A 26,362-nucleotide genomic window follows, 5' to 3' on the forward strand; every position below is an offset into this window, starting at 1 on the left:
GCTAATATGCTATGTAAAGGCAGTTTGTCACGTCAAAATAAAAGTTTATCATACAATATCACAAGCTAAACTACAGAATGTTTACGAAGTAACAAGTTTTTTTCTGCTGTGTATCTAATCGTAATATAGATGTAACAAAAAGTGCAATCAAAAAAGTTGTCAATAGTTATATACATGTAATATTTCTCTTTGATGTTTATATATGGTATTCCAACATATACACGTATACCTTTATACTTTCAGCTCAGCCTTGATCTCTCAATGTTTAATCAGTTTTTTAATTATTCTTTCATTTATATTGGGAATTCGAACCACAAATATGACAAAAAACAGCTGTTATAGTGGATATGTAAGATAAACAACGAGGAGGCATAACAATATGAAAAAAACATTCTTATTATCAACTGCAGCAGCTGTAACGTTATTAATCTCTTCACCTGGAATGAGTTCTGCAGCTAGTAACCCAAATACTAATACTTCTAATTTTAAAATAGATTGTCCAACACCACAAGAAATCCAATTTAATGAAGGTCAATTAAATACAAACCTACAAAAAGTAATTACGCAAATGACAGAAGGCAATGTAAATATACAAGATATGCTTAACCAAATTGCTGAAAAATATAATATTGATTTAACTGAAGCAAAAAAACTTTTAAATAACGGCAATGTAGCTGTGCCTGAACAAGAAGTAACTAAACCGAAACCAGTTGAGCAAAATACTTCTAAACCAGCTCCACAAACTGAAGTTAAAGAGCCAGCTACTGAACAGTCAAGCGCTTTAAGCAAGTTTGAACAAGAAGTTGTAGATTTAACGAATGCTGAGCGTGCAAAAAATGGATTATCTGCGTTAAAAATTGATGAGGAATTAAGTAAAGTAGCACGTACTAAATCTGCTGATATGCAGTCTAACAAATATTTTGACCATAATAGTCCAACTTACGGCTCACCGTTTGATATGATGAAAAAGTTCGGTATCACATATAAATCAGCTGGAGAAAATATTGCTTACGGTCAAAAAACACCTCAAGAAGTTGTGAATGCTTGGATGAATAGTGAAGGTCACCGCAAAAACATTTTAAATTCTAGCTTCACTCATATTGGTGTTGGTTATGTTGAACAAGGTAACTATTGGACTCAAATGTTTATTAGTAAATAATAAAACTATTAATCTCAAAGTTAGCTATTCTTAGAAATATAGAATAGCTAACTTTTTTTCGTATTTAAATTTTCTTATTCGACATTTTAAAAGGTTATATACATAATTTTTTTGAAAGTAATTTACTAATATCTCTCTACCTTTGTTCATGTTCTGTGTACTTTAATTGTCATTGCAAGGCTTTTTTCGTAAACATTGTTGTTATTGCTAACAATTTAGTACCAAAAAAATGGTTTTATATTGTTAGTCATCGTTGTTCAGAAGAAAAGAAGCCACGAACTCTAGTTGTGTATGTTAGTTTGTTAATACGAAAAACAACAATCAATCCGAAAACAGCCTCTTAATAAGAACGTAAAAATATGTCTGAAAAAATTTTTTAATGAACTTACATGTTTTTATAACCTATTCATTAACTCAAATCATACAAAAAATATAATTTATAGCATGGATGATCATAGTAATTCATCACTACATATTATTATAGCAATTTTTACTATATATTAATTACAAGTATTTTAATACTAAGTTACTTAATGTAATTTACTTGAAATATAATCTGTATTTTAAAAAGTTGTCAATACTTATATCAATGTAATATTTTTCTGTCTTAACTAATTTTGGTACAATTACCATTATCAATTTTATGCTTCATATTCCCTGTTCACCTTGATCTATCAGTATGTCTCACCTTTTCATCCTGACTTTTGACTAAGTGATTAAATAAATAAGGTGATTTATTCCAGTATTATTACAAAAAACAGCTGTTATAGTGGATATGTAAGATAAACAACGAGGAGGAATAACAATATGAAAAAAACATTCTTATTATCAACTGCAGCTGCTATAACATTATTAATCTCTTCACCTGGAATGAGTTCTGCAGCTAGTAATCCCAATACTAATACTTCTAATTTTAAAATAGATTGTCCAACTCCACAAGAAATCCAATTTAATGAAGGTCAATTGACTCCAAACTTACAAAAAGTAATTACGCAAATGACAGAGGGCAATGTAAATATACAAGATATGCTTAACCAAATTGCTGAGAAATATAATATTGATTTAACTGAAGCAAAAAAACTTTTAAATAACGGCAATATAGCTGTGCCTGAACAAGAAGTAACTAAACCGAAACCAGTTGAGCAAAATACTTCTAAACCAGCTCCACAAACTGAAGTTAAAGAGCCGGCTACTGAACAGTCAAACGCTTTAAGCAAGTTTGAACAAGAAGTTGTTGACTTAACAAATGCTGAGCGTGCAAAAAATGGATTATCTGCGTTAAAAATTGATGAGGAATTAAGTAAAGTAGCACGTACTAAATCTGCTGATATGCAGTCTAACAAATATTTTGACCATAATAGTCCAACTTACGGTTCACCTTTTGATATGATGAAAAAGTTCGGTATCACATATAAATCAGCTGGAGAAAATATTGCTTACGGTCAAAAAACACCTCAAGAAGTTGTAAATGCTTGGATGAATAGTGAAGGTCATCGTAAAAACATTTTAAATTCTAGCTTCAGTCATATTGGTGTTGGTTACGTTGAACAAGGTAACTATTGGACTCAAATGTTTATTAGTAAATAATAAAACTATTAATCTCAAAGTTAGCTATTCTTAGAAATATAGAATAGCTAACTTTTTTTCGTATTAAAATTTCTAATTCGACATTATAAAATGAAATATACATAATTTTTTTTACATCTTAAACTTCTGTTTGCTACCTTTGTTCCAAACATTAAGACTGTACATATTCATGATCAGCATTTTTATTTGTCGATGAATGGCTCTTTTCTTAACTTTTGTTGCTATTATTATCAATTTAGTAAGAAAAAGTGGATTTACATTGTTAGTCTTCGTTGTACAAAACAAAAGATGCCACGAACACAGGTTATGTACGGTTTATTTCATTATGCCAAAACAGCCTATTAAAAGAGCCTAATAAATTATTTGAATACTGTTTATAGTCAAATTGCCTTCGTATCAAATTTTATTTAATGACAATCTTCGTATTCAGAAACCGTAATTTTCAATCATGGCTATATATAATTTTTTAAATATTACATGTGATAATTACACATATTTTAACATCATGTTACTTAATGTAATATGCTTGAAATATAATCTGCAATCTAAAAAGTTGTCAATACTTATATCTATGTAATATTTCTCTTTGATGTTTATATATGGTATTCCAACATATACACGTATACCTTTATACTTTCAGCTCAGCCTTGATCTCTCAATGTTTAATCAGTTTTTTAATTATTCTTTCATTTATATTGGGAATTCGAACCAGAAATATGACAAAAAACAGCTGTTATAGTGGATATGTAAGATAAACAACGAGGAGGAATAACAATATGAAAAAAACATTCTTATTATCAACTGCAGCTGCTATAACATTATTAATCTCTTCACCTGGAATGAGTTCTGCAGCTAGTAACCCTAATACTAATACTTCTAATTTTAAAATAGATTGTCCAACTCCACAAGAAATCCAATTTAATGAAGGTCAATTGACTCCAAACTTACAAAAAGTAATTACGCAAATGACAGAGGGCAATGTAAATATACAAGATATGCTTAACCAAATTGCTGAAAAATATAATATCGATTTAACTGAAGCAAAAAAACTTTTAAATAACGGCAATATAGCTGTGCCTGAACAAGAAGTAACTAAACCGAAACCAGTTGAGCAAAATACTTCTAAACCAGCTCCACAAACTGAAGTTAAAGAGCCGGCTACTGAACAGTCAAGCGCTTTAAGCAAGTTTGAACAAGAAGTTGTAGATTTAACGAATGCTGAGCGTGCAAAAAATGGATTATCTGCGTTAAAAATTGATGAGGAATTAAGTAAAGTAGCACGTACTAAATCTGCTGATATGCAGTCTAACAAATATTTTGACCATAATAGTCCAACTTACGGCTCACCTTTTGATATGATGAAAAAGTTCGGTATCACATATAAATCAGCTGGAGAAAATATTGCTTACGGTCAAAAAACACCTCAAGAAGTTGTAAATGCTTGGATGAATAGTGAAGGTCATCGTAAAAACATTTTAAATTCTAGCTTTACTCATATTGGTGTTGGTTACGTTGAACAAGGTAACTATTGGACTCAAATGTTTATTAGTAAATAATGAAACAACTAAGCTAGCAAACTATTTAAAAAATGAGCTATTCTATGAAAAAATAGAATAGCTCATTTTTTATCTTTTTCCGGTAGAAGACTCTCACCTCAACACCGAAGTTGCGAAAACCAAGCTAAAGTAGGGAGCGTGTGAGTATACGTACAAGCTTTGCTTTCAAAGTAGGGACTACCTGTAGAGCCTGCTAAATAACTTGCGGTTACGCTAGTGTTCGCAGGAATCTCCCACTTCAAGCGAAGCTAAGTGGAGAGTAGTTCAATTTATTTGGAATTGTTTCAGTATTCACTGTTGTTACTTGAGTTAGAAATCCACTATTTCGTAAATAAAACGAGTTTATTTAAATATATCAATATAGGAGCTTTATTGTTTATTAAAGAAAAACGAATTGACAAGTGCTGCATATTCTCTAATATGCGAGTAGACTGTCTCAAATAATGGTGTTTTAGCAGAAACTCCGTATGCATCATAGTCTAGACGTTTTGCTAACATTTTAGCACGAAGCAAATGAAAGTCACTAGTTACTATAGCTATGCGATTGTTGTTTTCAAAATCAGCTATTAACCCTTTGGAGTAAAGTAAGTTTTCAAATGTACTCGTTGCCTCTGTTTCGGGAATAATTAGTGATTCTTCAACTCCTAAGGATATTAGATATTCTTCCATAGCTTCTCCTTCAGATCTTACTTCACCGATACCAGTTCCTCCAGAAGTAATTACCTGTATGTCGGGATACTCTTTCATAAAATCGACAGCAATATTCAATCTATTTTGTAATGTTGCTGATGGTTTGCCATCTTTTAAACCCGAACCAAGAACGATAATATAATCAATATCAGTAGGAATTGAATCATTTTGTGCTTTATTCATAAGAATTTCGAACGAGAGGCTCATTAATATAAATAGCCCTAAAAATAAATAAAGTAAAAAGCTAAGCTTTTTTCTTTTTGAAATATAAAACAACACTTGTTTGTAATAAAATGAGCACAATAATAAAATTATTGCTAAAATCGATAAAAAAATCGTTATAATATCAAGATGACCTTTGATAAAAATTATTGATAAAGCATAAAGAAAACAAACTATAGAAATAATTCTAAATAGAATTTTCATGAAACCCCCCTCTATTTTCATAAATTTTATAAACAATACTTTTTCATACTTAATTATTCAAATCTTTAGCTCGACATTGATATAGCGATTTATTTGTCAACATAAACGACTCAAATATATTAAAGTCTATTTTAGAAACGCTATTTTCTCATTGATTGTTTCTTCTAGTACAAAGAACTAAATACGTATAAACCAAGCATTCGTGGCATCTTTTCTCATTTATAATGATGTCAATTGCATATAATAATTAATGCTGTTCTATATATGTCTCAATAGGACAGAAGTTTACGAAAAGAGCCCTTCGTATACTTTTGTCCTATTAATCTGACTCAGAGGATTAAGACGTGAATTTATGAAACAGTCATCGCTTTATAGCAGAAGAGATGTACAACATCTAATTGTATATGTGTAAATATTTAGTGCTACCCCATGCAAAAATAGCGAAATACCATATACTATTATCTTTCAACGTTTACTATATATTATTTCAGCCTACTTAATAATATATATTATAACTTCCAATATATCCACATTATTCCTATCTAGAGCCTCCAACAATAATTTACATTTAATTACAAAAAAAGCAATTTCCTTTTATTATGAAGGAATTGCTTATGTCATATTATATCGTTAAATGGTACTTATCTTTTATCTTACTTTAAGACGCTTGCTTTGTATGTTTGTTTTTTACATTAATTGTTTCTTTTCGTTTTCAAGTATAAGGTACATATATGGTATTTTTGTTATTTTAAAAATAACTTTCTTATTTCTCACCATACTGTCTGTTCATAGTAAAAAAGCAACGGAGTTACGATAAGAACCTATTGTATACATATTTACTACTAGTTGCTGCGATAATATTAATCGTGAATACTACAGTTAACTTTTTCACAATAAAGCTCTCCTTAACTGTTTAATTAGTCATTATAATTTCTATTTTAATTTCGTAAAGTATGAAACCATGTAAAAGTGAAAGAACATTTGTGATAAATTATACTACCATCTCATGTTCGTATAACGTCACGATTATACCATCTACATTATTCCCTGAAAGCTCATAGCGTTTGTTTAGTGGTAACTTTACGGAGCTTATTTGTGTGATATGGTAATAATAAACAGTATAACTATGTCCGTTCACAATAACAGAAACGATCTTCTCTTCTTTTAAATAATCTAAATATTCTTCTAAAACAAGATTATTATCATACATTATTGCACTGTGTGGTAAACCGACATAACGAATATGCCACGGTTCGTATTGTATACCTGTAATTTCAGTCTTATCCTTTGGATAGCGTAAAATAAAACCAAATCTCCAAGCATTTTTTTCAACCCATTTTCCTTCAGCTGCATGAATCATTTTCGATTTAGTTGAACCCACATCAAGTGATAAGCCAACATTATGTTCGCTATAACCTGGTGGCATTGCAATGGTAGGTCCCATCGCTTTATATAGTTTATTTTGCTCATCAAACCCTCTAAAACCACTATTAATTGTGAAATTCCGCACACCATCTCTTTTAGCGGAATATACCATTTGCGAAAACCTTTGTGCTACATCTCTAGACAATTGAATTTTAGTATTACGTAATCTATATCCCTGCTTTAATTCTTTATACTTAAATAATTTTACAATATCTGATCTTACACTCTCTTCACGAACGGGGTATTGAGAATTGATTAGGAGTAAATCTCCCTGATAAATAAGTCTTTTAGTTAATCTTTGTTTTACTAAGTTTTTATGTGTATTGATATCGTCTACTTTGACGACAACATTATTATCTTCATTAAATGGTTGATTTCTTTTATTACCTTCAAAAATAGGGTCAACGACTACATTTACTGCTGCAGCACCTAGACATAATATTAAAACTAAAAAATATCCCCACTCAAGCAACTTCTGTTTCCTCCTCTGAATTAAGTATTTGTAAATATTGTTCAATGGGGCAATCATTCAGCAAAATGTTATCTTTAAGTTACTATTAATATACTGGAAATTTATTAACTATAAACTTATATAACTATGAAGAACTTCTTAAGATTCTTTTAATATAGTTATCGTCAATTAAAAGAGGCGTCTCAAAGTGTGCATTTATACTTTTAAGACACCTCTATGCTATGCAAATTTGATAAGAAAGAGAAACCGATACTTTTATTTCTATATTTACCTTTTCATTCATCTTCGATTTACGGAATAAAAAGATTTGTGTTCGAAAATTGATAGGTCTTCAAATAATTTCAAGCTAAATGAAACGTAATACACTTCTGTAGGCTTAATTCCATCAAAATAAATCATAATCGCCACTTGCTCTATGCTACCTTCTGTATAAATTTTTCTCAACTGTATAAAAAGGTTCGTCGATATTTACGTGCCTTATCTCTTCTCGTTAGTCGCCAATATCACTAAAAAAACGATTAAATGTATTTTTCACTTCACTGCCTTTTTTGCTAAGGCTCTTTTCGTAAAACACTGTTGCTATTGTTATCACTATTAAAAGTGGTTTTATGCTGATTGTAATTGTTGTCCAGAAGAAAAGAGGTGTATACGTGCTTAGGTCTTAGAACGAATAACAAAAATCAATGCGAAAACAGCCTTTCCATAAAACAAGAAAGATCTAAGTTCTATATATAAAGTAAGATTGACCCCTTTGACCTTATTTAAATCAAGAAATTCGAAATTCATTCAAATTAAAATAACAACATATGCTTCTATACTAACTTTCCTACATGCAACACTTCTTCAATAACCTTTAGTATTTCTAACTTCACTAACACCATGCTTTGATGAATTGAACTAATTGATTGATGTGATATGTTTCTTTAATCAAAATCATATTTCTTGTTGCTTTCATTGTCATTCTTTTTATCAACTTCACCTAGAAACGGGAAAATTTTCGAACCTGAGAAACTGGTCAATTAATGGGGAGTTGGTCATGTTGATATAATATTTTTATCCAAGTTCTCGACTAATTACTATTGTTTATGTCATGTAAAACGAAAAAGATTTAATTGACTTATTTTTACATTTGTATAACTTTATACTATATAGTACAAAGCTTTTTTTATCACATTTGACCAACTTTCTAAATATGTTTATGGAGAAACTTAAATCGCATTAAAAAAGAGGACGATATAGATGTTATATCCATATCTACTAACAGGAGAATACAATGTGTCCCTTATCATTAATTTTTACAAATATGTTATATATCATCAAAATTATGTAATAAGTTGTAATAAAATTGTAGTAAATATAGCAATCTAAAAAGTTGTCAACACTTATATCAATGTAATATTTATCTTTAATGTATTTATATGGTATTTCAGCATATGCACGTAAACCTTTATACTTGTCGCTTAGCCTTGATCTCTCAATGTTTTATCTGTTTTTCTACTATTCTTTCAATTACATTGGGAATTCCAACCATAAATATGACAAAAAAGAGATGTTATAGTGGATATGTAAGATAAACAACGAGGAGGAATAACAATATGAAAAAAACATTCTTATTATCAACTGCAGCGGCTGTAACGTTATTAATCTCTTCACCTGGAATGAGTTCTGCAGCTAATAACCCTAATACTAATACTTCTAATTTTAAAATAGATTGTCCAACTCCACAAGAAATCCAATTTAATGAAGGTCAATTGACTCCAAACTTACAAAAAGTAATTACGCAAATGACAGAGGGCAATGTAAATATACAAGATATGCTTAACCAAATTGCTGAGAAATATAATATCGATTTAACTGAAGCAAAAAAACTTTTAAATAACAGCAATGTAGCTGTGCCTGAACAAGAAGTAACTAAACCAAAACCAGTTGAGCAAAATACTTCTAAACCAGCTCCACAAACTGAAGTTAAAGAGCCAGCTACTGAACAGTCAAGTGCTTTAAGCAAGTTTGAACAAGAAGTTGTTGACTTAACGAATGCTGAGCGTGCAAAAAATGGATTATCTGCGTTAAAGATTGATGAGGAATTAAGTAAAGTAGCACGTACTAAATCTGCTGATATGCAGTCTAATAAATATTTTGACCATAATAGTCCAACTTACGGTTCACCGTTTGATATGATGAAAAAGTTCGCTATCACATATAAATCAGCTGGAGAAAATATTGCTTACGGTCAAAAAACACCTCAAGAAGTTGTGAATGCTTGGATGAATAGTGAAGGTCACCGTAAAAACATTTTAAATTCTAGCTTCACCCATATTGGTGTTGGTTACGTTGAACAAGGTAACTATTGGACTCAAATGTTTATTGGTAAATAACTAGAATTATAACTTTAAAGTCACCAATCAAAAGAACAGTTTGAAGATTGGTGGCTTTTTTAATCTTATGATACACTTTGTTGCCATTTATACAATTGAGATGGCAAACAAGGTATTTATGATTGTTAAAGTTATAAAGCACAAGATGTTGCAAGTTTTAATATAATCCGTCCCAATGCGAAAATTAACTTTAGGTAAAATCCTCCAACAACATTCATCAAACTTTCATCCTAACCTGAAAATATCCTTATCACTCTCAATCCCAACTCATTATTAGCAACTATGCATGTATAACTTGAAGTTTAACTTAATTTCTATTACACTTTCGGTGAAGTAGAAAAACTGGAGGACTATTAATTGAACAACTTGTTACTTCAAGAAGCACAGCGATTTATTAAAGAATGTTACATGGAATTAAAAAAAACAGAACGAGAAGTTAATGATCGAATAACGTGCATAACAGAAGAAATTACCAACTATGGCACATACTCCCACACGTTTGAAGAGTTAGAATACGGGGCCAAGTTAGCCTGGCGCAATAGTAATCGATGTATTGGCAGACTCTTTTGGGACAGCCTAAAAGTTTTTGATTTTCGACACCTCACAACTGAGGAAGATATAGGTGATGCATTGTTCAAACATATTGATTATGCTTCGAACAATGGCAATATAAGATCCACCATTACTATTTTTAACCCAATGAAAAAAGACGGGCAAATAAGAATCTGGAACCATCAATTAATTCGTTACGCTGGCTATGAAACGGACAATGGTGTAATCGGAGATCCAAGCTCCATCCCCTTCACTAAACAATGCCAACAGCTCGGTTGGAAAGGTGAAGGTACACACTTTGATTTATTACCGATTGTCATACAAATAAATAATAACATACCTAAGTTTTTTCATATCCCTAAAGAAAAAGTCATTGAAGTACATTTACAACACCCCGAATATGCTTGGTTTAAAGATTTAAATATTAAATGGTATGCTGTTCCAATTATCTCTGATATGAAATTAGAAATTGGAGGTATACAATACACAGCTGCTCCATTTAACGGATGGTACATGGGAACAGAAATTGGTGCAAGAAACCTCGCAGATGAATTCAGGTATAATTTACTTCCCAAGGTAGCTTCTTTAATGGGACTTGATACGACAAAGCAAGCTACTCTATGGAAGGACAGAGCACTTATTGAATTAAATACAGCTGTGTTATACTCTTATAAACATGATGGCGTTAGTATTGTTGACCATCATACTGCAAGTCAACAATTTAAGATGTTTGAACAAAAAGAACAAGCTTGCGGGAGACAAGTTACTGGGGATTGGACATGGCTAGTCCCACCTGTATCACCTGCAACAACTCACATTTTTCACAAAGAATATAATAATTCACATATAACACCTAACTTCTATAAACAGGAAAATCCGAATTTATAAATACCATTTAGATCGTAACTCATTAACATTACATCGAACATGTATATTGAGTTACGGTTTTCTAATGTTCAACAAGAAGTTTTTTAACCCCTCATCTAACCTCTTTCTAAAATTTGTTTCCGTAAGCCTATATATTATATTACAAATATATAACATTGCTTGTTAACAATTTGTAATGAAATTGTCTTAAAAGTTAGCAATAGAAAATGTGTCAACAGTCAAATTAATGTATTATTTATCAGTAATGGATTTTAATAGTAAAATATTATTTAATGTATTTATTTGGTAATGTCTTATAGTCACTTAAGTGATCATTGTTTTCATCAAATTAAAACTATTAGGACATTCTTATATATGTCACTGGCATGTTCTCCCTTAATTATTACAAAAATTTCATGATATAGTTGATGTAAGAGAGAAATAAAACTAGATACAATTTTCTTAAACACCGAGGAGGAATAACACTATGAAAAAAGGAATATTACTATCTACTGCAACTGCTATGACTCTATTATTTGCTTCACCAGGAATGAGTTCAGCAGAAAGCAATCAACCTACAATAAAACCTATCGTAAAATATGAAGTGCATTCACAGATCCCACAAGAAACAATAAATGAAATGATTCAACAATTATTACAACAATTGAGTAAACAGTACAATATTAAGCTTGACATCCCAACTCAACCATCTAATGAAGAACAATCGAATAATACGCCTATAGATACGCCTATAGAAGAAGCTCCTGTTGTTCAACCACCGACAAGTGCACCAACACAGCCTGAAAAGCCACAGGCAGAACAACCACAAGAGGAATCTTCAGCATTAAGTAAATTTGAGCTACAAGTAGTTGAATTAACAAATGTAGAGCGTGCAAAAAGTGGACTATCTGCACTAAAAATAGACGAGAGTCTAAGTAAAGTTGCACGAACTAAGTCTGCTGATATGCAGTCTAACAAATATTTTGATCATAATAGTCCAACATACGGTTCTCCGTTTGATATGATGAAGAAATTCGGTATAACTTATAAGTCAGCTGGAGAAAACATTGCATACGGTCAGAAAACACCTCAGGATGTTGTAAATGCTTGGATGAACAGTGAAGGTCATCGTAAAAACATCCTTAACTCAAGTTTTACTCACATCGGCGTAGGGTATGTTGAGCAAGGAAATTACTGGACTCAAATGTTTATCGGTAAATAAATAAGTTTTCAATTTAAATATTACAGTGTAATTACAGTTAGTATTTCTATATATAGAATTTATAGAAATACTAACTTTTTTTATTGCTGAAACATTGTAAAAATGTTTATCTTTTTCCTTCTCAATTAATTAAACGAATTAGATTAATAAAAGTTTTAAAAATGTCATAATTATATTTATAAACTAAATGGTTAATGTGTTATTTTATGGTACGTCTATTCGTTAGTGAAATGTCACGAAATTGTCACATTTTCAGCACACTGCTGACATATTTATAGTTCATAATACTTACTAAGTGGTGAAACAATTTTTCTCTTTTTCATTTTAGTCCTTTCTCTCACAGGGTGAATAGGGCTATTTTTTTGCACTTAAATTATGATCTTTGAATATTAGACACTCTTCTCTTAAAATAAAGACACAGCCTGTACACCCTTTCCCTAGTGATACTCAATAAAAAATAGAATTCGTACTAGTTGTAGTTTAAGTACATATTGAATCATCTTCTCCACATTCAAAATAAAATGTGCAAAATAGACAATCATACATTAGAAGCTCTGTCGTATATATTATTTATTAACATGGAACTTAATCAATATCGTGTATGGTATGAGCCACTTAAGTTAGATGGAACAATTGAAGTAGGTTCGATTCAGTCATAAGTACGAGAAAAAAAACAATCTATTGCTCGATTTCAGAAACTCGATGTCATCCTATACTTAGAGTATCAAATGTAAAGGGTGATAACATTGTTAAAAGATATGTTAAAAGGTATACGAAAAAAAATATCCAATATTGATATATATAATGAAATCGAACAAAAAAAGCAAGAATTGATCAGAAAGTATTATTTAAATATTTGATTATACTAAACAGCTCTTCATGAGGGCTGTTTTGACTTAGCAATAACTACTTACTTTTTTACGTAAGTTATGTTGTAAGCTTTATTAATAGTGGATTTTAATGGATTTTGTAAGACTCTTTTTAAGTAAGAAAGATGCCACTGATGTAAGAAATACATGCTCGAAAATCATTACGAAAACAACATAACAAATCAATGCTTGTTTCTATACAAGTGGTGTACTCCTATAAGAATTAACAAAATAATTGGTAACAGCATCGCTATTAGTAGTTCACCTGATCGGAGCCAGTATATCCAAAGTTCTAATTCACTCCTTGTATTTATAAACGCCGTGATTAAAGAAGAAACTATTAATAAACATAGTATTGATAAGCGTGGTGGAATTTTTGGTAAGGCTTGCTGTAAAAATTGGTCTGCTCCCCAAAAAAATAATACAATGGTAACTAGGACTTCAAACATAAATAAGTTAATAACAAAACCTTCAACTCTTTCTACAATTGGAAATTCAACATATTCAAGTAATGTTATAACAGGGTATACATCATTTATTAATTGCTCAAAACTAAAAAATCCAAACGATATAAAACAAGTAGCTAGATAAATAAATGTGAGTAAGAGATGAGCAAATAATATAGGTCTCACAGCAGTGCTCAGTTTCGAAATAAAAGGTATAAAAAGTAAAGCGATTTCAACACCTAGAAAGTGTAAGCCTACTTGGTTCCCTTTCATTAATAGTTCCTTTTCTCCTTCAAAAAAAAATGGAGTTAATCTTGTGAACGAAAATTCTGGTATATGGAATCCTAATAAGAGCGCAATTAATATCGTTGAAAAGAATACAACAGTGGCTTTAGCGATATGATAAATTCCTCTACGAACAAGCCAGTATGTTAAAATAGCCATTAGGACAACAAATAAAATAGACATGTTCGGGTAATAGAGCATACTGAGTATTAATTGAAAATTTTTGGCTATTAATATTCCAAGGGCACTATAAAGCAATGCAACACAAATATAAAGTGGACATAAGAGGAACTTCGGTAGGATATCCATAATATTAAAGATTGTACGTCCCTTTCCAAAACTAAAGACTAACCCGATAAGTAGTATATTTACCACAAAAAATACGGACACTATTCCAATTCCTAGCCATCCATTTGTTCCAAATGCTTCAGCTGTTATGCGGGGTAAACTAAAGATTCCTACACTGATTTGACACATATAAATAAGAGCAAATATTTGATGAGGTTGTAGTTTTTCTTGCATAGGCTTCTCCTATTAGTAAAGGTAATCCAATAATAGTAATATTGATTATTTTTTACTATTTCCAGTATTTTATTATAAAAATACTATGTCTTTTACATAATAGAAGAATATTACTTATATTGTTTTCACATCCCAGTTGTCACATGTATCAGCTGTCTACCTTAAATAATGGAACTGGTGAATCACTGGTCACTCTAAACAATCATTGCAGATGCATTAACATAACTACTTTTCATACAAAATATAACGCCTACTCTATTCATAGAGTAGGACAATTTTCATAACATCATGTCATTGCATTCCATTTTATATTCTCCTGACTACTTAGTGCACATAATTGTGTTTACACAAAAATAAAGCCATTACTTTAGCTATCACAAAATAGTATACTAAATAAAACTTGTGTTAAAATTCTATTGTTCTCCCTCTGCCCAATTCAGTTTGTGTTCTTCAGCTTGTAAAATAGAGTGAAAATGATAGTAATATTTAGAAATGCGATTAACAACAGAACCTCCAATAGTATACTCCTCTCATACAAAATATTATTCCAATTTGCATAAACAAATTGACATTATTCAATTATAATCTAAACAACAACACATTTTTATCGTATTCCTGTAAGCACCAGTTAAATTTATTAATTATTGATTCATGAATATCATCTTCTTGTGGGCGAACTTCTATAAAGCCATATTTTTTATAAAAAGTCCCAAGGTTTTCAAATGGTATACAATAAACATTAGTAGCACCTATTTTTTTTGCTTCTTGAACTAAAAATGATACTAGTTCTCCAGCTAGCTTACGCCCTCTGTATGCTGGAAGAATATAAATACCTCCCATTTCCAGATTATCCTTATCAATTTGAACTAAACGCCCTATACCTGCATTTTTTCCATTGTAAGTTACTATTGCAACAATTTCATTTTGTAAATCACTTGGAAAAAATCCTGCTATCTTATACTGGTGGTTAATCCATTCTACATTCTTTTCTGTTGCTAATATAATCCCCATATTCGTTCACACCTTTTAGTTTTAATTACCTTTATTGTAAACGATATGGATTTATTTGTAATTCAATGTTTACATACAAAACAAAATTTAGAAACCACATCGACATTAAAGCCTACTAAATATGAAAGTGTCTTTTGTTATTTGGTAGGTTTCAATAAGAGTTGGAATGATATGGGGAAGCAATGTTTCATTTGTTTTAACCAATGGGATTAAAGGTAAAGGGGCAGACAAAATTGATTTTTTTTGAAAATTAACAGGAACTTTTCTTTGTTTGTTGAATTGTACATTCAATGATAATATAGGAGGTATTTATATGGATTACAAAGTTTATCAAATCGCTGGTCAATTAGAACGGGAAAACCTTGTTGAATTAGAATCAATTTTATATGAAGAGGAGCAAGCTGGTTATAAGTTACACTCTATTATTCCCCAATCGAATGAAGGATATTGTGATAGTAATATTGTAGTATTAGAAAATGATGATAATGATCATATCGAAGTACAAATTGTCGATATCGATTCAGGAGATATAATAATAAGTTATTTAAGAAGGGATACTGCTGGTTTTCTGGCATTAGTAAAAAACAATCAAGATATAGAAATAAGAAAAAATGATACGGTTTTTAAAGGTACATTTAAATACTCTACATTCCAAATAATAGATGAAAAAGAAGAATTAATTGAGATATTAAAAATCTACATAAAATTATTAACCTCAGTTAACGCTAACTAAAAAACGCCACCTACACATTTTAACTTCCAAAGTATACATTCTGTTAGGATCATGTTTCTTTCCCTGTTTACAAATACAAAGGATGTTATCATCATCTTTCTTGTTAATATTAATGAAAAAACGAAGATAATCAATGCCACCGTTTTACTAGGCGATTTTTGCATTCTGTAGCTATATATTCTAAGATATATAAAGTGTTCAGGAAATCTTTTTTACTTTTACAATTTTTAAGTTTTTTAAATTTCATCCTATTGTACATTTATCAAATTGCCACTACAAAGATAAAATATATAAATTTATGGTGTAAACCGATAAGCAATGAATTTGAATCAAAAAAAAACGTAGCTTAAAACACAAAATACAAAGAGCCTACTTTACTAACCATCAACATTTATTACAATGTTACTACCAAAAAAAACTTCAAAACATAATCTGGATATATATCCATTAGGCTTTCTTAGACTTTCTTAGACTTTCTTTACCTTTGTTTATATTTCTTACAAATCTATCATTCTCCTACCTTCTTAATAAGATATTTTAACGTATTCTTAATTCCTTGTTCCAGTTGGAAATTTGGATACCAATTTAACATTTTTTGTGCTTTACTATTACTTAAATAGCTTTTATTAATCTCACCTTCTCTTGCTGTTACATAAACAGGTTTAATTTCTCTATTCGTAGCCTTTGACAACAAGTCTATTAGTTCGTTAATTGACGTTTGACTTCCTGTACTAATATTCATTATTTGATTATCACCACCGCTTAGTGCCAGATAACTTGCATTTGCAACATCTTTAACATGAATAAAGTCTCTCGTTTGATTACCATTACCAAAAACTTCAATCCGCTCATTTTCAAGGACCTTGTTTAAGAAGATAGAAATAACGCCAGCTTCACCTTTCATTCCTTGCCTTGGCCCATACACATTAGCATATCTTAAAATACAATATTTGAGTCCATACATACTTTCGTATAACTGAATATACGTTTCTGCACATACCTTCGACACACCATAAAACGATTTTGGACTGAGCACGTGACTTTCATCCACAGGTGTTACATGAGGTTTACCGTATACCGCGGCTGTTGACGCAAAAATGATTTTTTTTACATTATATTTGATACAGCATTGCAGTAAATTAATTGTACCTTGTATGTTCATTTTGCTGTCGTCTAATGGATTTTTCATAGAATAAGGGACAGATGCTTGTGCCGCTTGATGAATAACGAATGTCGGTTTCTCTTTTAAAAATACATCTTCAAGATCAGAGCTTGTAATATCAACATGATGAAGACATACATGTCCAAGAATATTCTCCCTAGCCCCATTTGACATATTATCTACTACAGTAACTTCATAATTCTCTAGCACAAGCCTTTCTACAATATGTGAACCAATAAATCCTGCTCCCCCGGTTACTAAAACTTTCAAAATCCTGCCCCCTTTCATATAAATAGCTTTGATTGCTCTCCTTTAATTAGCTTCTTTTTATATACTTTGTTGCTATTGTTACCAAGTCAGTGCTATAAAAAGTGGTTTATATGTCAGTGAAGAAAATATGCCAGGAACTCTAGTTGACGCATGTTTATTTTTTCATACGAAAAACAACAATCCAGACGAAAACAGCCTTTGTAAACCGACAATTTGATGAGTGTAAAAACTCAATTAATAAAAAAGATGCTATGAGCTCAATTTTTCACTTATATATCTTTGTTCGAATACACAATGAATGCAAAAACATCCTTTAGACAAACAATTTTTTTGAGTACGTGAAGAGATGCTGAATTTACCGTATTTAAATAAATAATAATTTCTTCCTTTTTTGTAATTTGACAGCCGTTATAATGGGTGTTCCATTAATAATATGAAGAGCATTTTCCTTGAAGTAGTTCGAATAATGTAGTGATAATTTTTTGTCAAGAAACGTGTATGCACATACTAAATCAAAAGATCGACTATTTGTATTGTGTGCATCTGATGCTATGAAATGAACAAGGTTTTGCTTAATTAATGATAATGTTACTTTCTGTAATCTATGTCCCCATAAGCCAATTACACTAGCTGCTGTAACTTGCGCTAATGCGCCTTGGTTAATTAAATGCAATAGTTTAGTTGGGTGTCTTCGAATTTCTGCATTCCTTTCAGCATGAGCAATGATCGGTACGTATCCCATAGATTTCATTTTTTTAAATATTTCTTCCGTGTAATGAGGTATATATTCACTAGGTAATTCAATTAACAAGTATTTATGTGAATCATTCAAAGATATGAGCTGATTCCTCTCTAGGTCTTTAATGATACCTTCATATAAGCCAATTTCCATACCAGGGCAAATCGTTAACGGAATATTTTCAGATTTTAATAGTCTATTAACCTCATCTAGTTTTTCATATATATTTGTTGGTGGATTATAGTAATTTTTAAAATCCTGATGAGGCGTAGCAACAACATGGCTAATTCCAAATTCAATAGCTTTCTTTGCCATATCAATTGTATCCGTTAATGTTGTAGCCCCATCGTCTAATCCATACAAAATGTGGTTATGGATATCGACAACCAATAAATTCCTCTCCTTCCATTTTTTATATTAATTGCTCTATTTTAAATTATGAGAATATTGATTTAACAATATACGCAGAACGATAGCTCATTATTACAACATTGCCATTTATTCTTAAGCTATTTTGGATATTATCACTATTTCATATTTGTTGGGACTTCAATTGCATTAAAAGTTGCTGTTTTTATCTCCACAAACAAGTATTTTCATTAATAATTGAACCGTTTCCTCGTATTGGCTAAGGCTTACACGGAAGGATTCAATATTTAAAGATTTTACTTATACAATTTTATCTTGAAATCCAGATTATCATTCTTAATATTAACCATATACGAAGTTTAGTTTTTAATTTCACAGTACTTGATTTCTTATATACACATATACAGCATCAATCCCCCATCATATAAACTATTACTATGATGGGGGACTGAGCCTTTAATATTATTTTAATTGGGCTCGATTAGTAAAGAATGTTTTGTAACCGAACTGGATAAATAAGAAAACTGATAATGATACACTTCCAGTAATGCCTAAAACGATAGCAATTTGGTATTTTATTGAAACTAAAGGATCAGCTCCTGATAGGATAACTCCTGTCATCATTCCTGGTAAAAAAACAATTCCCATACCAACCATACTATTTATCGTTGGTAGGATAGCTGCATCAAAAGCTTGATTAACAATGGTTTTAAAAGCTTCCTTTGGTGTTGCCCCGAGCATAAGGGCAGATTCGACCAAATGTCTTTTACTTTTCATTCCTTCAATTAACGTATTCACTCCCAAGTTAATACCAGTCATTGCATTGCCAATGATCATGCCTGAAATAGGTATAAAATATCTAGGATCATACCAAGGCATAAAATTGATAACGACAAAGTCGAAATACAATATCGTTGTTATTGTTCCGATAAATAACGAGATCGTTATATACCATTTTAGCTCTGATGAAATAGTCTCCTTTGACCTTTTGAAAATATTATAAACAGCAAATAATTCCATAAGTAATATTATAATAATAGTTAACCAAGGGTTAGAGTGTTTAAATACATAAGTAAGTATGTACCCAACTAATATTAATTGGAAAGTCATGCGTATAGAAGCAATTAAGATTTCTCGTTCTCTACTTATGCCCTTCCGTTTTACGATAAATAATAAAATAATAATAAATATATATGCGCTTAATAGTTGACTTAGTGAAATATCTTCAATCGTATTCATGGCTTTCACATCCTATATCACTGTTGGTATTTGCTATATGTTTTGAGAAGATAAGAAAATTACTTTTTTGTCATATACTAATTAAATGTATCATTTATAAGCATTAACATCTTCCATGTTTATTATAAAATCTGAGTATGTCTCCGCGACTTTCATAGAATGTGTTACCACGACAACAGTTGTTTTCTCTGCTTTTGCACGAGAAATAAACCGATCCATAACCAAATCCTCTGTTTCTTCATCAAGGGAAGATGTGGGCTCATCTAATAGGTACACAGGTGCTTTCATAAGTATTATTCTTGCAAAGGCGAGACGCTGCTGTTCTCCCCCTGACAATTTATTCGCATCTACATCCAACTTAGTTTGTAAGTTAAACATTGCTAACGTTCTTGATAAGACTTCATCATTCACTGATGTATAATTCTTTTCTGATAACTTAAGCCCTAAAAGCAAATTGTCTTTAACAGTTCCTTCAAAAATGGCAGGATATTGTGTTAAAGTCACTACTTGACGTCTTAATTCAACTGGCTCTATTTCTTCTATAGATTTATCATTATAATAAATTACGCCACTATCACTTGATATCATATTGTTTAACAACTTTAATAAAGTAGATTTACCTGATCCACTTTTCCCGATAATACTTGTTACACTGCCAGTTTGGATTTGCAATAATTTTAGTTGTAATATGTTCTTATAAGTAACATTTTCTAATTGAAACATCACAATGTCCCTGCCTCCAAATAATATTAAAAAAGTTACAATACCTTCTTGGGCATTGTAACTCTCTTCATACCTATATAAGGAATATAATAATTAGTTTACCTCTTTATAATAAGAAACATTCTTTTTCCTTTTTCTATATACTGAAATCATAATAAAAAAAACAAACAAAGGAATCACAAACATAAATGTAGTTATCAATAAGCTACCTTCTTTGCTTTCAGTAGCCTCTGTTTGTTCTCCATCTTTCATATTCTCTTTCATGTCAACCTTATCCAACTGATACGTATTTATTACTCTATTTTGTTCTCCTAAAATGCTTAGCATTCCTTGCTCATCGGTCGACAATGAAACATCTTCGTTGCTTTTTTTAGTATAGGTCACATCCTCAGAAAGGACATATTCATTATTATGTTCGTCAACAAATTGTTTGTTTTTAGGAATCACATTCTTTATAAAATTTTCAAAGCCATAATCAAAAAGTGCAGTCGTATCCTCATAGGCTAAATTTTTTGAGGATGCTTTTAAAACAACTGCTATTAAGTTTAAGTTTCCTTTAGTTGCAGAGGTAACTAATGTATGACCTGATTCATCAACATATCCTGTTTTACCACCTGTAACACCGTCATACCACCTTAATAGTTCGTTATGTGTATATAGAGTCGTTTCCCAGCCTGTGCCCTTCCACTCTAATTCCACTGTACCAAATATTTCACGAAAAGTATCATTTTGCATCGCGTATTTAGTAATTTGAGCCATATCTGAGGCTGTAGTATAGTGTTCAGGATCATATAAACCGTGTGGGTTCTTGAACTGAGAATGTTGAACATTTATTTTTTCTTCACTAAATTTGTTCATTCGTTCAGCGAATTTTTCTTCGCTGCCATCAAAGTATTCAGCAATAGCTACACCCGCATCATTACCTGAATTAATTAATAAACCTTGAATTAATTTAAGTAAAGTAACTTGTTCACCTTCCTCTAGATAAACACGTGTACCATCAACATTCCTAGCATTTTCACTTACTGTAACTTGATCCTCTAAATTTCCTTCTTCTATAGCAATAATAGCCGTTACTATTTTGGTTAGACTTGCTGGATACATTAATTGATCACCATTTTTACTATATAATACATCCCCAGTGCTTCCATCAAGTAAAATCGCCGCTTCACTATTAATGTTGAAGGTCGATTCATCTGATGCATAAGCAATATAATTCTTTATTTGAATGGAGCACATAAATGTAACTATTATACATAATTTCACTAGTTTCTTTATCATAGTTGCCTCCACATATGTTGTATCTAAACTAATAGACTCACTTAACTATGATATCATAAATTCTTTTACTTTTCAGGCCGTTACAAAGCTCTATATCCTAGTGTTCATATCAATATAAATGAAAACTGCTATAAAAATGTATTCTATTACCAATCAATTCGTACAAGCAAAGCAATTACGAATACATATATTATTACTACCACCAACCTTTTCTTTCATCTATCCCTATCACTACATTCTTATTTTTTGTAATAAACAAAGACTCTTTTCGTAAGCTTTGTTGCTATGTTTACTAAAACTTGGACAGTATGTGTGTTTTATGAAAGCTCAATAATTGTATAAATAGAAAAGATTTCACGAACGCAAGGGGCTATGTGTTTAGATCTAATAACGGAAAGCAACAATCAATGCGAAAATAGTCTTAAACAATATTATTCACTTGATAGGAGGTTTTATAAAATGAGCCATACTACTACATTAATACCAATCTTGGTTATCGTATTATTTATCCTACTAATTATCGTCTTATGTAATTGTAATGTTGTGTGCTAGAAGAATACAACTTTTAATATTAATATACACAACTTGAAAGGAGGTAGAAACTATCATGTGTTACGGTACGTCACGAAGTTATGGTTATGGTCCATCTTGTAGTTATGGTTACGGTCCATCTTGTAATAGTTCTTTCGCTGTAATTGTTGTATTGTTTATTCTATTAGTTATCGTACTTTTTACTGTAGCTAGAGCTGTTTGTTAATTCATTATCTTCGAATATAACAAAAGAGCATTAAATATAAAGCGTCTAATTATCTGCTTTTATTTCATGCTCTATTTGATATTCTTTATTATACTGTAATCTTGCCCTGGAGATCCCTTACATACGTATGAACGATCATTTGTAATATGTTCTCATTACTTAATGGCTGAAAGCTTAGAAATTACGATGATTGATTGCACAAGCAATCTACTACGTGATCATTTACCATACCAACAGCTTGCATAAAAGCATAACAAATTGTTGTTCCAACAAATTTAAAACCTCGCTTTTTTAAATCCTTGCTAAGCGCATCGCTAATTGGAGTTGAAACCGGTACTTCTTTAATAGATTGAAAGTGATTTTGGATAGGCTTTCCATCAACGAATGACCATATATAGTTAGAGAAAGAGCCGACCTCTTCAACCACCCTTAAATAGCTTTGTGCATTTGTAACAGCAGATCGTATTTTTAACTTATTCCGAACTATCCCCTTATCATTTAATAAGCTTTGAATCTTTTCTTCATCATATTTAGCTATTAATTCGGGATCAAACCCGTTAAATGCTTTGCGATAGTTCTCTCTCTTTTTTAAAATGGTGTACCAACTTAATCCCGCTTGTGCTCCTTCCAATAAAATGTACTCAAATAAAAGTCGATCATCATAAACAGGTACACCCCACTCATGATCATGGTAATGTATATATAAAGGGTCATCATTAACCCATTCACAGCGTTTAACAGTCATATAGTATACTCCTCTCATTACATTAAAAAAACTATTATTACTAGAACTATTTTGTTGTCATATCATATCTACAATCACTCGTATTTTTCAAATATGCTTCAAGGTATGTATAGAAGAAGCTCGGAGAATAAACATAAGGGATCAGTAATAAGATAGTTCTTCGTTAACAACATACATTGTTTAATGACTAATTTACAGAATATGTATATCTTCTAGATGCAATTATTCCATCTTTTACATAACTAAGCTGATTCATATTTACATGATAATACCTATATGATTTGCATTTTTACCTGGCCGTTGTCATATTCATTGTCAATTTTCTTAATAAACATTAACAGCAATCACAGCCACCTCATTTTAATAATTGTACAACATCCCACCTAGAGATTGAATCAATAATATTACGAACCTTATTTACGACAATAGTCAGAAAATAGACGAATTAATTATGGACATTCGTACACGCAAATCACCCATTCTAACATAGGTTATAGTATATTCCAGAAAGGAGGAAAAGTTATGGTGGATGGTTATGGTGCTGGATTTGGGTCAATGTTTGCGTTTGTCATAGTCATTTTTGTTCTGTTAATTATTGTAGGTTGCGTATGTACAGGATTTTATTAAAAAATAAAAAGCTTCTATAGAAAAAGATAAAAAGCTAAACTAACGTTACACAGCTAATAGTAGGATGCCAGAATTTTACTATAATAAAGATAATTGGTTGCGAATTCCTGTAATCGACAACCTATACACTCCTCAACATATAGGATTCCAATAAGAGTGGTGTTTTCACCACTCTTTGCATGCGTAAAATTAATGATTAACTATTTACTCATTAATTTTTATCTCATTACTACCCATAACTGTGTATGAACCGGTAGCCTTGATATCTGCAACTACACTGTGTAACCCTTCTTCTTCTAATTTAGAAAATAATTCATCAGGTTTGTCAATCTTAAACATTAACATTTGATCTTTATCTAATCCAGTAATTCTAATATCATCTAATAAATGATTATAATCGGGATCAGCAAATACACCAATTGCGATTTCATAACTAATTCGATCTGTTTCAGAACCATCTAGTTCTATTTCTTCAGATTTTAAGTACCAAAAATCAAAATAAATCTTCTCCATTCAATTCATCCTTTCTGCTTATTCATTTCATTTTGGTTTCGAAAAATGAAGTGAATCATTTACCTCTAATAAAGAAAAAAAACAAATTATATTTTTGATTATGAAAAAACTATGTTATAATCAATTAAACCTTTTTACTTACCTGTTTTTATTTGAGGGTGACTTATGAATAAGGCTGGGAAACATTTCTATTGTGACAGACCCTTTAGTATTTACATATAGAAATTTCGAACAAGCTCTTCTTAGTCACCCTTTTTATAATGATTCAATTACCTAAAATACAACTCACAAAAATTTATATAAACGAGAATAACCGGGTTTAACTTTCAAATATTTTTATAAATGTATTACACAACTTTCGTTCGTGGGATCTTCGTTCAGCCTTGCTGTTCTAATTTGACGATAATAGTAACAAAAAACAATGCGTTGATAAAAAAAGAGACTCAAGATGAGTCTCTTTTCAAAAGTTTGAATTAAAATTTTTGAACGTTAGTAGCTTGTGGTCCACGGCTACCTTCTTCAATTTCAAATGATACTTCTTGACCTTCTTCTAAAGATTTGAATCCGTCACCTTGAATAGCTGAGTAATGTACGAATACATCGTCTCCACCTTCAACTTCGATAAATCCAAAACCTTTTTCTGAATTAAACCATTTAACTTTACCTTGTACCATTATACTTCCTCCTGTGTGGATGTTTCCCACATTGTATTACTATTCTTGCTCTTAATGATATTCAGATGAAAAGTTTAACACTCGTTCTATCCTTACATACGAACAAAAATAATTCTAATTAATAGTACCAATAAGAAGCAAAAAATGCAAATACATTTAAAAAAATAATTCAAAATAATTTTATTAAAAACATTATATTAAAGCTATCTTTAGCAAATATGCTGGTTTAACCACATCCCAAAATTTCCTCACTATAGCTACAAATTGACTACCATCAGTATCTCTCTTTTTTTGTAATATGATATTTTGAAATTATTGTGAAATTATATTAATAGCCGATTTTTTGTGTATAATCATTAACAGAAGTATGAGTTTAAGTGCTAAAATGTGAGAGCAGTTCGAAACTCCTACTCATTGAATTCACACCGTTCAAAAAAACGAAAACAAAGTTTAAGATATCATACAATCTTGGAGGTAGGTGGTCATCTTGAAAGCTGAAGAAACTAAAAAATCTCAATTAAGTTCTGGTAATATAAATGCCTTATTAGCCTTCGCTAGTCTCATGGGAGCTTTATTTTTCGCTAGCATGCAAAATCAAATTGCATATGTATTTGCCGTTGCATTTATTTATTTTTTACTAATGTCAGTGTCTAAACTGAATTTTATTAAAAAGCGAATTAACAAATGATTCTTTTATGTCATGATCAGGTGGTTACATCCTCCACCTGATTAAATATGATCAAAATCACTAAGAACAAATTTAGCTCTTTCGTAAACTTTGTTCTATTTAATAATGACCATTAAGAGGGGATTCTACCCCAGCCTAAAAAGATGCCACTAAGGCTAGATGTATACGAACTTTTCTTTTTGTCCGAGAAGCAACAATCCGTGCGAGTACAGGCATTTTTCAATATGGACACTGGCTCCGCATTCATTGTAACTCACATCATTTATCCCCTGTTCGTAAATTGTGTTGTTGTATTTACTCAATTTTAAACAACAAAATTCATCCTTATGTAGAAGACAACAATTGATAAAGAAGTTTTATATGCGCTTATTGCCACAT

General features: G+C 30.9%; 23 protein-coding genes. 11 read left to right on the forward strand and 12 right to left on the reverse strand.

The features are described 5' to 3' along the window. Positions 1–379 precede the first annotated feature (379 nt). The 3 genes from ACSVDA_RS00920 (at position 380) to ACSVDA_RS00930 (ending at position 4,302) form a co-directional block, all read left to right on the forward strand. On the forward strand, positions 380–1,159 hold the full coding sequence (locus ACSVDA_RS00920; RefSeq protein ID WP_485880069.1) for a CAP domain-containing protein: 780 nt from the start codon (positions 380–382) through the stop codon (positions 1,157–1,159). 807 nt (positions 1,160–1,966) lie between these two features. Next, positions 1,967–2,746 carry a CAP domain-containing protein gene (locus tag ACSVDA_RS00925; protein WP_485880071.1) on the forward strand — a complete coding sequence of 260 codons (780 nt, stop codon included), beginning with the start codon at positions 1,967–1,969 and terminating at the stop codon, positions 2,744–2,746. Positions 2,747–3,522: 776 nt separating this feature from the next. Then, positions 3,523–4,302, forward strand: coding sequence for a CAP domain-containing protein (locus tag ACSVDA_RS00930; protein WP_485880072.1), 780 nt, complete (start codon positions 3,523–3,525; stop codon positions 4,300–4,302). Between the two features lie 369 nt (positions 4,303–4,671). Here the strand turns inward: ACSVDA_RS00930 and ACSVDA_RS00935 are convergent, their stop codons facing one another. Both ACSVDA_RS00935 and ACSVDA_RS00940 read right to left on the reverse strand, forming a co-directional pair. Then, complete coding sequence (locus tag ACSVDA_RS00935) at positions 4,672–5,175, reverse strand: YdcF family protein (RefSeq protein ID WP_485880073.1); 504 nt, start codon at positions 5,173–5,175, stop codon at positions 4,672–4,674. Positions 5,176–6,409: 1,234 nt separating this feature from the next. Further along, positions 6,410–7,315, reverse strand: a complete 906-nt coding sequence (locus tag ACSVDA_RS00940; RefSeq protein ID WP_485880075.1) for a M15 family metallopeptidase — start codon at positions 7,313–7,315, stop codon at positions 6,410–6,412. 1,595 nt (positions 7,316–8,910) lie between these two features. Between ACSVDA_RS00940 and ACSVDA_RS00945 the strand changes: the two genes are divergently transcribed. The 4 genes from ACSVDA_RS00945 to ACSVDA_RS00960 all read left to right on the forward strand — a co-directional run bounded on the left by ACSVDA_RS00945 (position 8,911) and on the right by ACSVDA_RS00960 (position 12,990). Next, complete coding sequence (locus ACSVDA_RS00945) at positions 8,911–9,690, forward strand: CAP domain-containing protein (RefSeq protein WP_485880077.1); 780 nt, start codon at positions 8,911–8,913, stop codon at positions 9,688–9,690. 366 nt (positions 9,691–10,056) lie between these two features. Then, the gene (locus tag ACSVDA_RS00950; RefSeq protein WP_485880251.1) at positions 10,057–11,130 is read left to right on the forward strand and encodes a nitric oxide synthase oxygenase; all 1,074 of its coding nucleotides are present in this window, start codon (positions 10,057–10,059) and stop codon (positions 11,128–11,130) included. A 466-nt stretch (positions 11,131–11,596) separates the two neighbouring features. After that, the gene (locus ACSVDA_RS00955; RefSeq protein WP_485880079.1) at positions 11,597–12,331 is read left to right on the forward strand and encodes a CAP domain-containing protein; all 735 of its coding nucleotides are present in this window, start codon (positions 11,597–11,599) and stop codon (positions 12,329–12,331) included. A gap of 521 nt (positions 12,332–12,852) precedes the next feature. Beyond that, the gene (locus ACSVDA_RS00960) at positions 12,853–12,990 is read left to right on the forward strand and encodes a hypothetical protein (protein ID WP_485880081.1); all 138 of its coding nucleotides are present in this window, start codon (positions 12,853–12,855) and stop codon (positions 12,988–12,990) included. 392 nt (positions 12,991–13,382) lie between these two features. On the opposite strand, the gene ACSVDA_RS00965 is transcribed toward ACSVDA_RS00960, so the two are convergent. Together ACSVDA_RS00965 and ACSVDA_RS00970 are read right to left on the reverse strand one after the other, a co-directional pair. Beyond that, positions 13,383–14,453: a GerAB/ArcD/ProY family transporter gene (locus tag ACSVDA_RS00965; protein WP_485880083.1), complete on the reverse strand. Its 1,071-nt coding sequence runs from the start codon at positions 14,451–14,453 to the stop codon at positions 13,383–13,385. 579 nt (positions 14,454–15,032) lie between these two features. Beyond that, positions 15,033–15,464 carry a GNAT family N-acetyltransferase gene (locus ACSVDA_RS00970; RefSeq protein ID WP_485880085.1) on the reverse strand — a complete coding sequence of 144 codons (432 nt, stop codon included), beginning with the start codon at positions 15,462–15,464 and terminating at the stop codon, positions 15,033–15,035. 313 nt (positions 15,465–15,777) lie between these two features. Between ACSVDA_RS00970 and ACSVDA_RS00975 the strand changes: the two genes are divergently transcribed. Further along, positions 15,778–16,197 (forward strand): hypothetical protein, encoded by a 420-nt coding sequence (locus ACSVDA_RS00975; RefSeq protein ID WP_485880087.1) that lies wholly within the window; start codon positions 15,778–15,780, stop codon positions 16,195–16,197. Positions 16,198–16,705: 508 nt separating this feature from the next. On the opposite strand, the gene ACSVDA_RS00980 is transcribed toward ACSVDA_RS00975, so the two are convergent. From ACSVDA_RS00980 to ACSVDA_RS01000, 5 genes are all read right to left on the reverse strand, one after another. Further along, positions 16,706–17,629 carry an NAD-dependent epimerase/dehydratase family protein gene (locus tag ACSVDA_RS00980; protein WP_485880088.1) on the reverse strand — a complete coding sequence of 308 codons (924 nt, stop codon included), beginning with the start codon at positions 17,627–17,629 and terminating at the stop codon, positions 16,706–16,708. 364 nt (positions 17,630–17,993) lie between these two features. After that, positions 17,994–18,758 carry a tyrosine-protein phosphatase gene (locus ACSVDA_RS00985; protein ID WP_485880090.1) on the reverse strand — a complete coding sequence of 255 codons (765 nt, stop codon included), beginning with the start codon at positions 18,756–18,758 and terminating at the stop codon, positions 17,994–17,996. 441 nt (positions 18,759–19,199) lie between these two features. Continuing rightward, the gene (locus ACSVDA_RS00990; RefSeq protein ID WP_485880092.1) at positions 19,200–19,976 is read right to left on the reverse strand and encodes an ABC transporter permease; all 777 of its coding nucleotides are present in this window, start codon (positions 19,974–19,976) and stop codon (positions 19,200–19,202) included. Positions 19,977–20,066: 90 nt separating this feature from the next. Further along, the gene (locus ACSVDA_RS00995; RefSeq protein ID WP_485880253.1) at positions 20,067–20,699 is read right to left on the reverse strand and encodes an ABC transporter ATP-binding protein; all 633 of its coding nucleotides are present in this window, start codon (positions 20,697–20,699) and stop codon (positions 20,067–20,069) included. Between the two features lie 93 nt (positions 20,700–20,792). Next, a complete protein-coding gene (locus ACSVDA_RS01000) occupies positions 20,793–21,980 on the reverse strand; it encodes a D-alanyl-D-alanine carboxypeptidase family protein (RefSeq protein ID WP_485880094.1) in 1,188 nt (395 codons plus the stop codon). Positions 21,981–22,587: 607 nt separating this feature from the next. On the opposite strand from ACSVDA_RS01000, the gene ACSVDA_RS01005 reads away from it, so the two are divergent. Continuing rightward, positions 22,588–22,737 carry a YjcZ family sporulation protein gene (locus ACSVDA_RS01005; protein WP_485880096.1) on the forward strand — a complete coding sequence of 50 codons (150 nt, stop codon included), beginning with the start codon at positions 22,588–22,590 and terminating at the stop codon, positions 22,735–22,737. A 181-nt stretch (positions 22,738–22,918) separates the two neighbouring features. On the opposite strand, the gene ACSVDA_RS01010 is transcribed toward ACSVDA_RS01005, so the two are convergent. Continuing rightward, positions 22,919–23,482, reverse strand: coding sequence for a DNA-3-methyladenine glycosylase I (locus ACSVDA_RS01010; protein WP_485880098.1), 564 nt, complete (start codon positions 23,480–23,482; stop codon positions 22,919–22,921). A gap of 522 nt (positions 23,483–24,004) precedes the next feature. On the opposite strand from ACSVDA_RS01010, the gene yjcZ reads away from it, so the two are divergent. After that, on the forward strand, positions 24,005–24,109 hold the full coding sequence (gene yjcZ, locus ACSVDA_RS01015; protein ID WP_320210245.1) for a sporulation protein YjcZ: 105 nt from the start codon (positions 24,005–24,007) through the stop codon (positions 24,107–24,109). A 204-nt stretch (positions 24,110–24,313) separates the two neighbouring features. On the opposite strand, the gene ACSVDA_RS01020 is transcribed toward yjcZ, so the two are convergent. Continuing rightward, a complete protein-coding gene (locus ACSVDA_RS01020) occupies positions 24,314–24,622 on the reverse strand; it encodes a hypothetical protein (RefSeq protein ID WP_485880100.1) in 309 nt (102 codons plus the stop codon). Between the two features lie 473 nt (positions 24,623–25,095). After that, positions 25,096–25,296 carry a cold-shock protein CspD gene (gene cspD, locus ACSVDA_RS01025; protein WP_485880102.1) on the reverse strand — a complete coding sequence of 67 codons (201 nt, stop codon included), beginning with the start codon at positions 25,294–25,296 and terminating at the stop codon, positions 25,096–25,098. A 487-nt stretch (positions 25,297–25,783) separates the two neighbouring features. Between cspD and ACSVDA_RS01030 the strand changes: the two genes are divergently transcribed. Further along, the gene (locus tag ACSVDA_RS01030) at positions 25,784–25,984 is read left to right on the forward strand and encodes a hypothetical protein (RefSeq protein WP_214481807.1); all 201 of its coding nucleotides are present in this window, start codon (positions 25,784–25,786) and stop codon (positions 25,982–25,984) included. Positions 25,985–26,362: the final 378 nt, after the last annotated feature.

Origin of the sequence: Cytobacillus sp. Hm23, from assembly GCF_051842895.1 — a bacterium.
Taxonomy (GTDB): domain Bacteria; phylum Bacillota; class Bacilli; order Bacillales; family SM2101; genus Nanhaiella.

Coding starts and splice junctions, on each gene's coding strand:
- ACSVDA_RS00920 (WP_485880069.1), top strand. CDS start 380: ATGAAAAAAACATTCTTATTATCAACTGCAGCAGCTGTAACGTTATTA.
- ACSVDA_RS00925 (WP_485880071.1), top strand. CDS start 1,967: ATGAAAAAAACATTCTTATTATCAACTGCAGCTGCTATAACATTATTA.
- ACSVDA_RS00930 (WP_485880072.1), top strand. CDS start 3,523: ATGAAAAAAACATTCTTATTATCAACTGCAGCTGCTATAACATTATTA.
- ACSVDA_RS00935 (WP_485880073.1), bottom strand. CDS start 5,175: ATGAATAAAGCACAAAATGATTCAATTCCTACTGATATTGATTATATT.
- ACSVDA_RS00945 (WP_485880077.1), top strand. CDS start 8,911: ATGAAAAAAACATTCTTATTATCAACTGCAGCGGCTGTAACGTTATTA.
- ACSVDA_RS00955 (WP_485880079.1), top strand. CDS start 11,597: ATGAAAAAAGGAATATTACTATCTACTGCAACTGCTATGACTCTATTA.
- ACSVDA_RS00960 (WP_485880081.1), top strand. CDS start 12,853: ATGTGCAAAATAGACAATCATACATTAGAAGCTCTGTCGTATATATTA.
- ACSVDA_RS00965 (WP_485880083.1), bottom strand. CDS start 14,453: ATGCAAGAAAAACTACAACCTCATCAAATATTTGCTCTTATTTATATG.
- ACSVDA_RS00970 (WP_485880085.1), bottom strand. CDS start 15,464: ATGGGGATTATATTAGCAACAGAAAAGAATGTAGAATGGATTAACCAC.
- ACSVDA_RS00975 (WP_485880087.1), top strand. CDS start 15,778: ATGGATTACAAAGTTTATCAAATCGCTGGTCAATTAGAACGGGAAAAC.
- ACSVDA_RS00990 (WP_485880092.1), bottom strand. CDS start 19,976: ATGAATACGATTGAAGATATTTCACTAAGTCAACTATTAAGCGCATAT.
- ACSVDA_RS00995 (WP_485880253.1), bottom strand. CDS start 20,699: ATGTTTCAATTAGAAAATGTTACTTATAAGAACATATTACAACTAAAA.
- ACSVDA_RS01000 (WP_485880094.1), bottom strand. CDS start 21,980: ATGATAAAGAAACTAGTGAAATTATGTATAATAGTTACATTTATGTGC.
- ACSVDA_RS01005 (WP_485880096.1), top strand. CDS start 22,588: ATGTGTTACGGTACGTCACGAAGTTATGGTTATGGTCCATCTTGTAGT.
- ACSVDA_RS01010 (WP_485880098.1), bottom strand. CDS start 23,482: ATGACTGTTAAACGCTGTGAATGGGTTAATGATGACCCTTTATATATA.
- yjcZ (WP_320210245.1), top strand. CDS start 24,005: ATGGTGGATGGTTATGGTGCTGGATTTGGGTCAATGTTTGCGTTTGTC.
- ACSVDA_RS01020 (WP_485880100.1), bottom strand. CDS start 24,622: ATGGAGAAGATTTATTTTGATTTTTGGTACTTAAAATCTGAAGAAATA.
- cspD (WP_485880102.1), bottom strand. CDS start 25,296: ATGGTACAAGGTAAAGTTAAATGGTTTAATTCAGAAAAAGGTTTTGGA.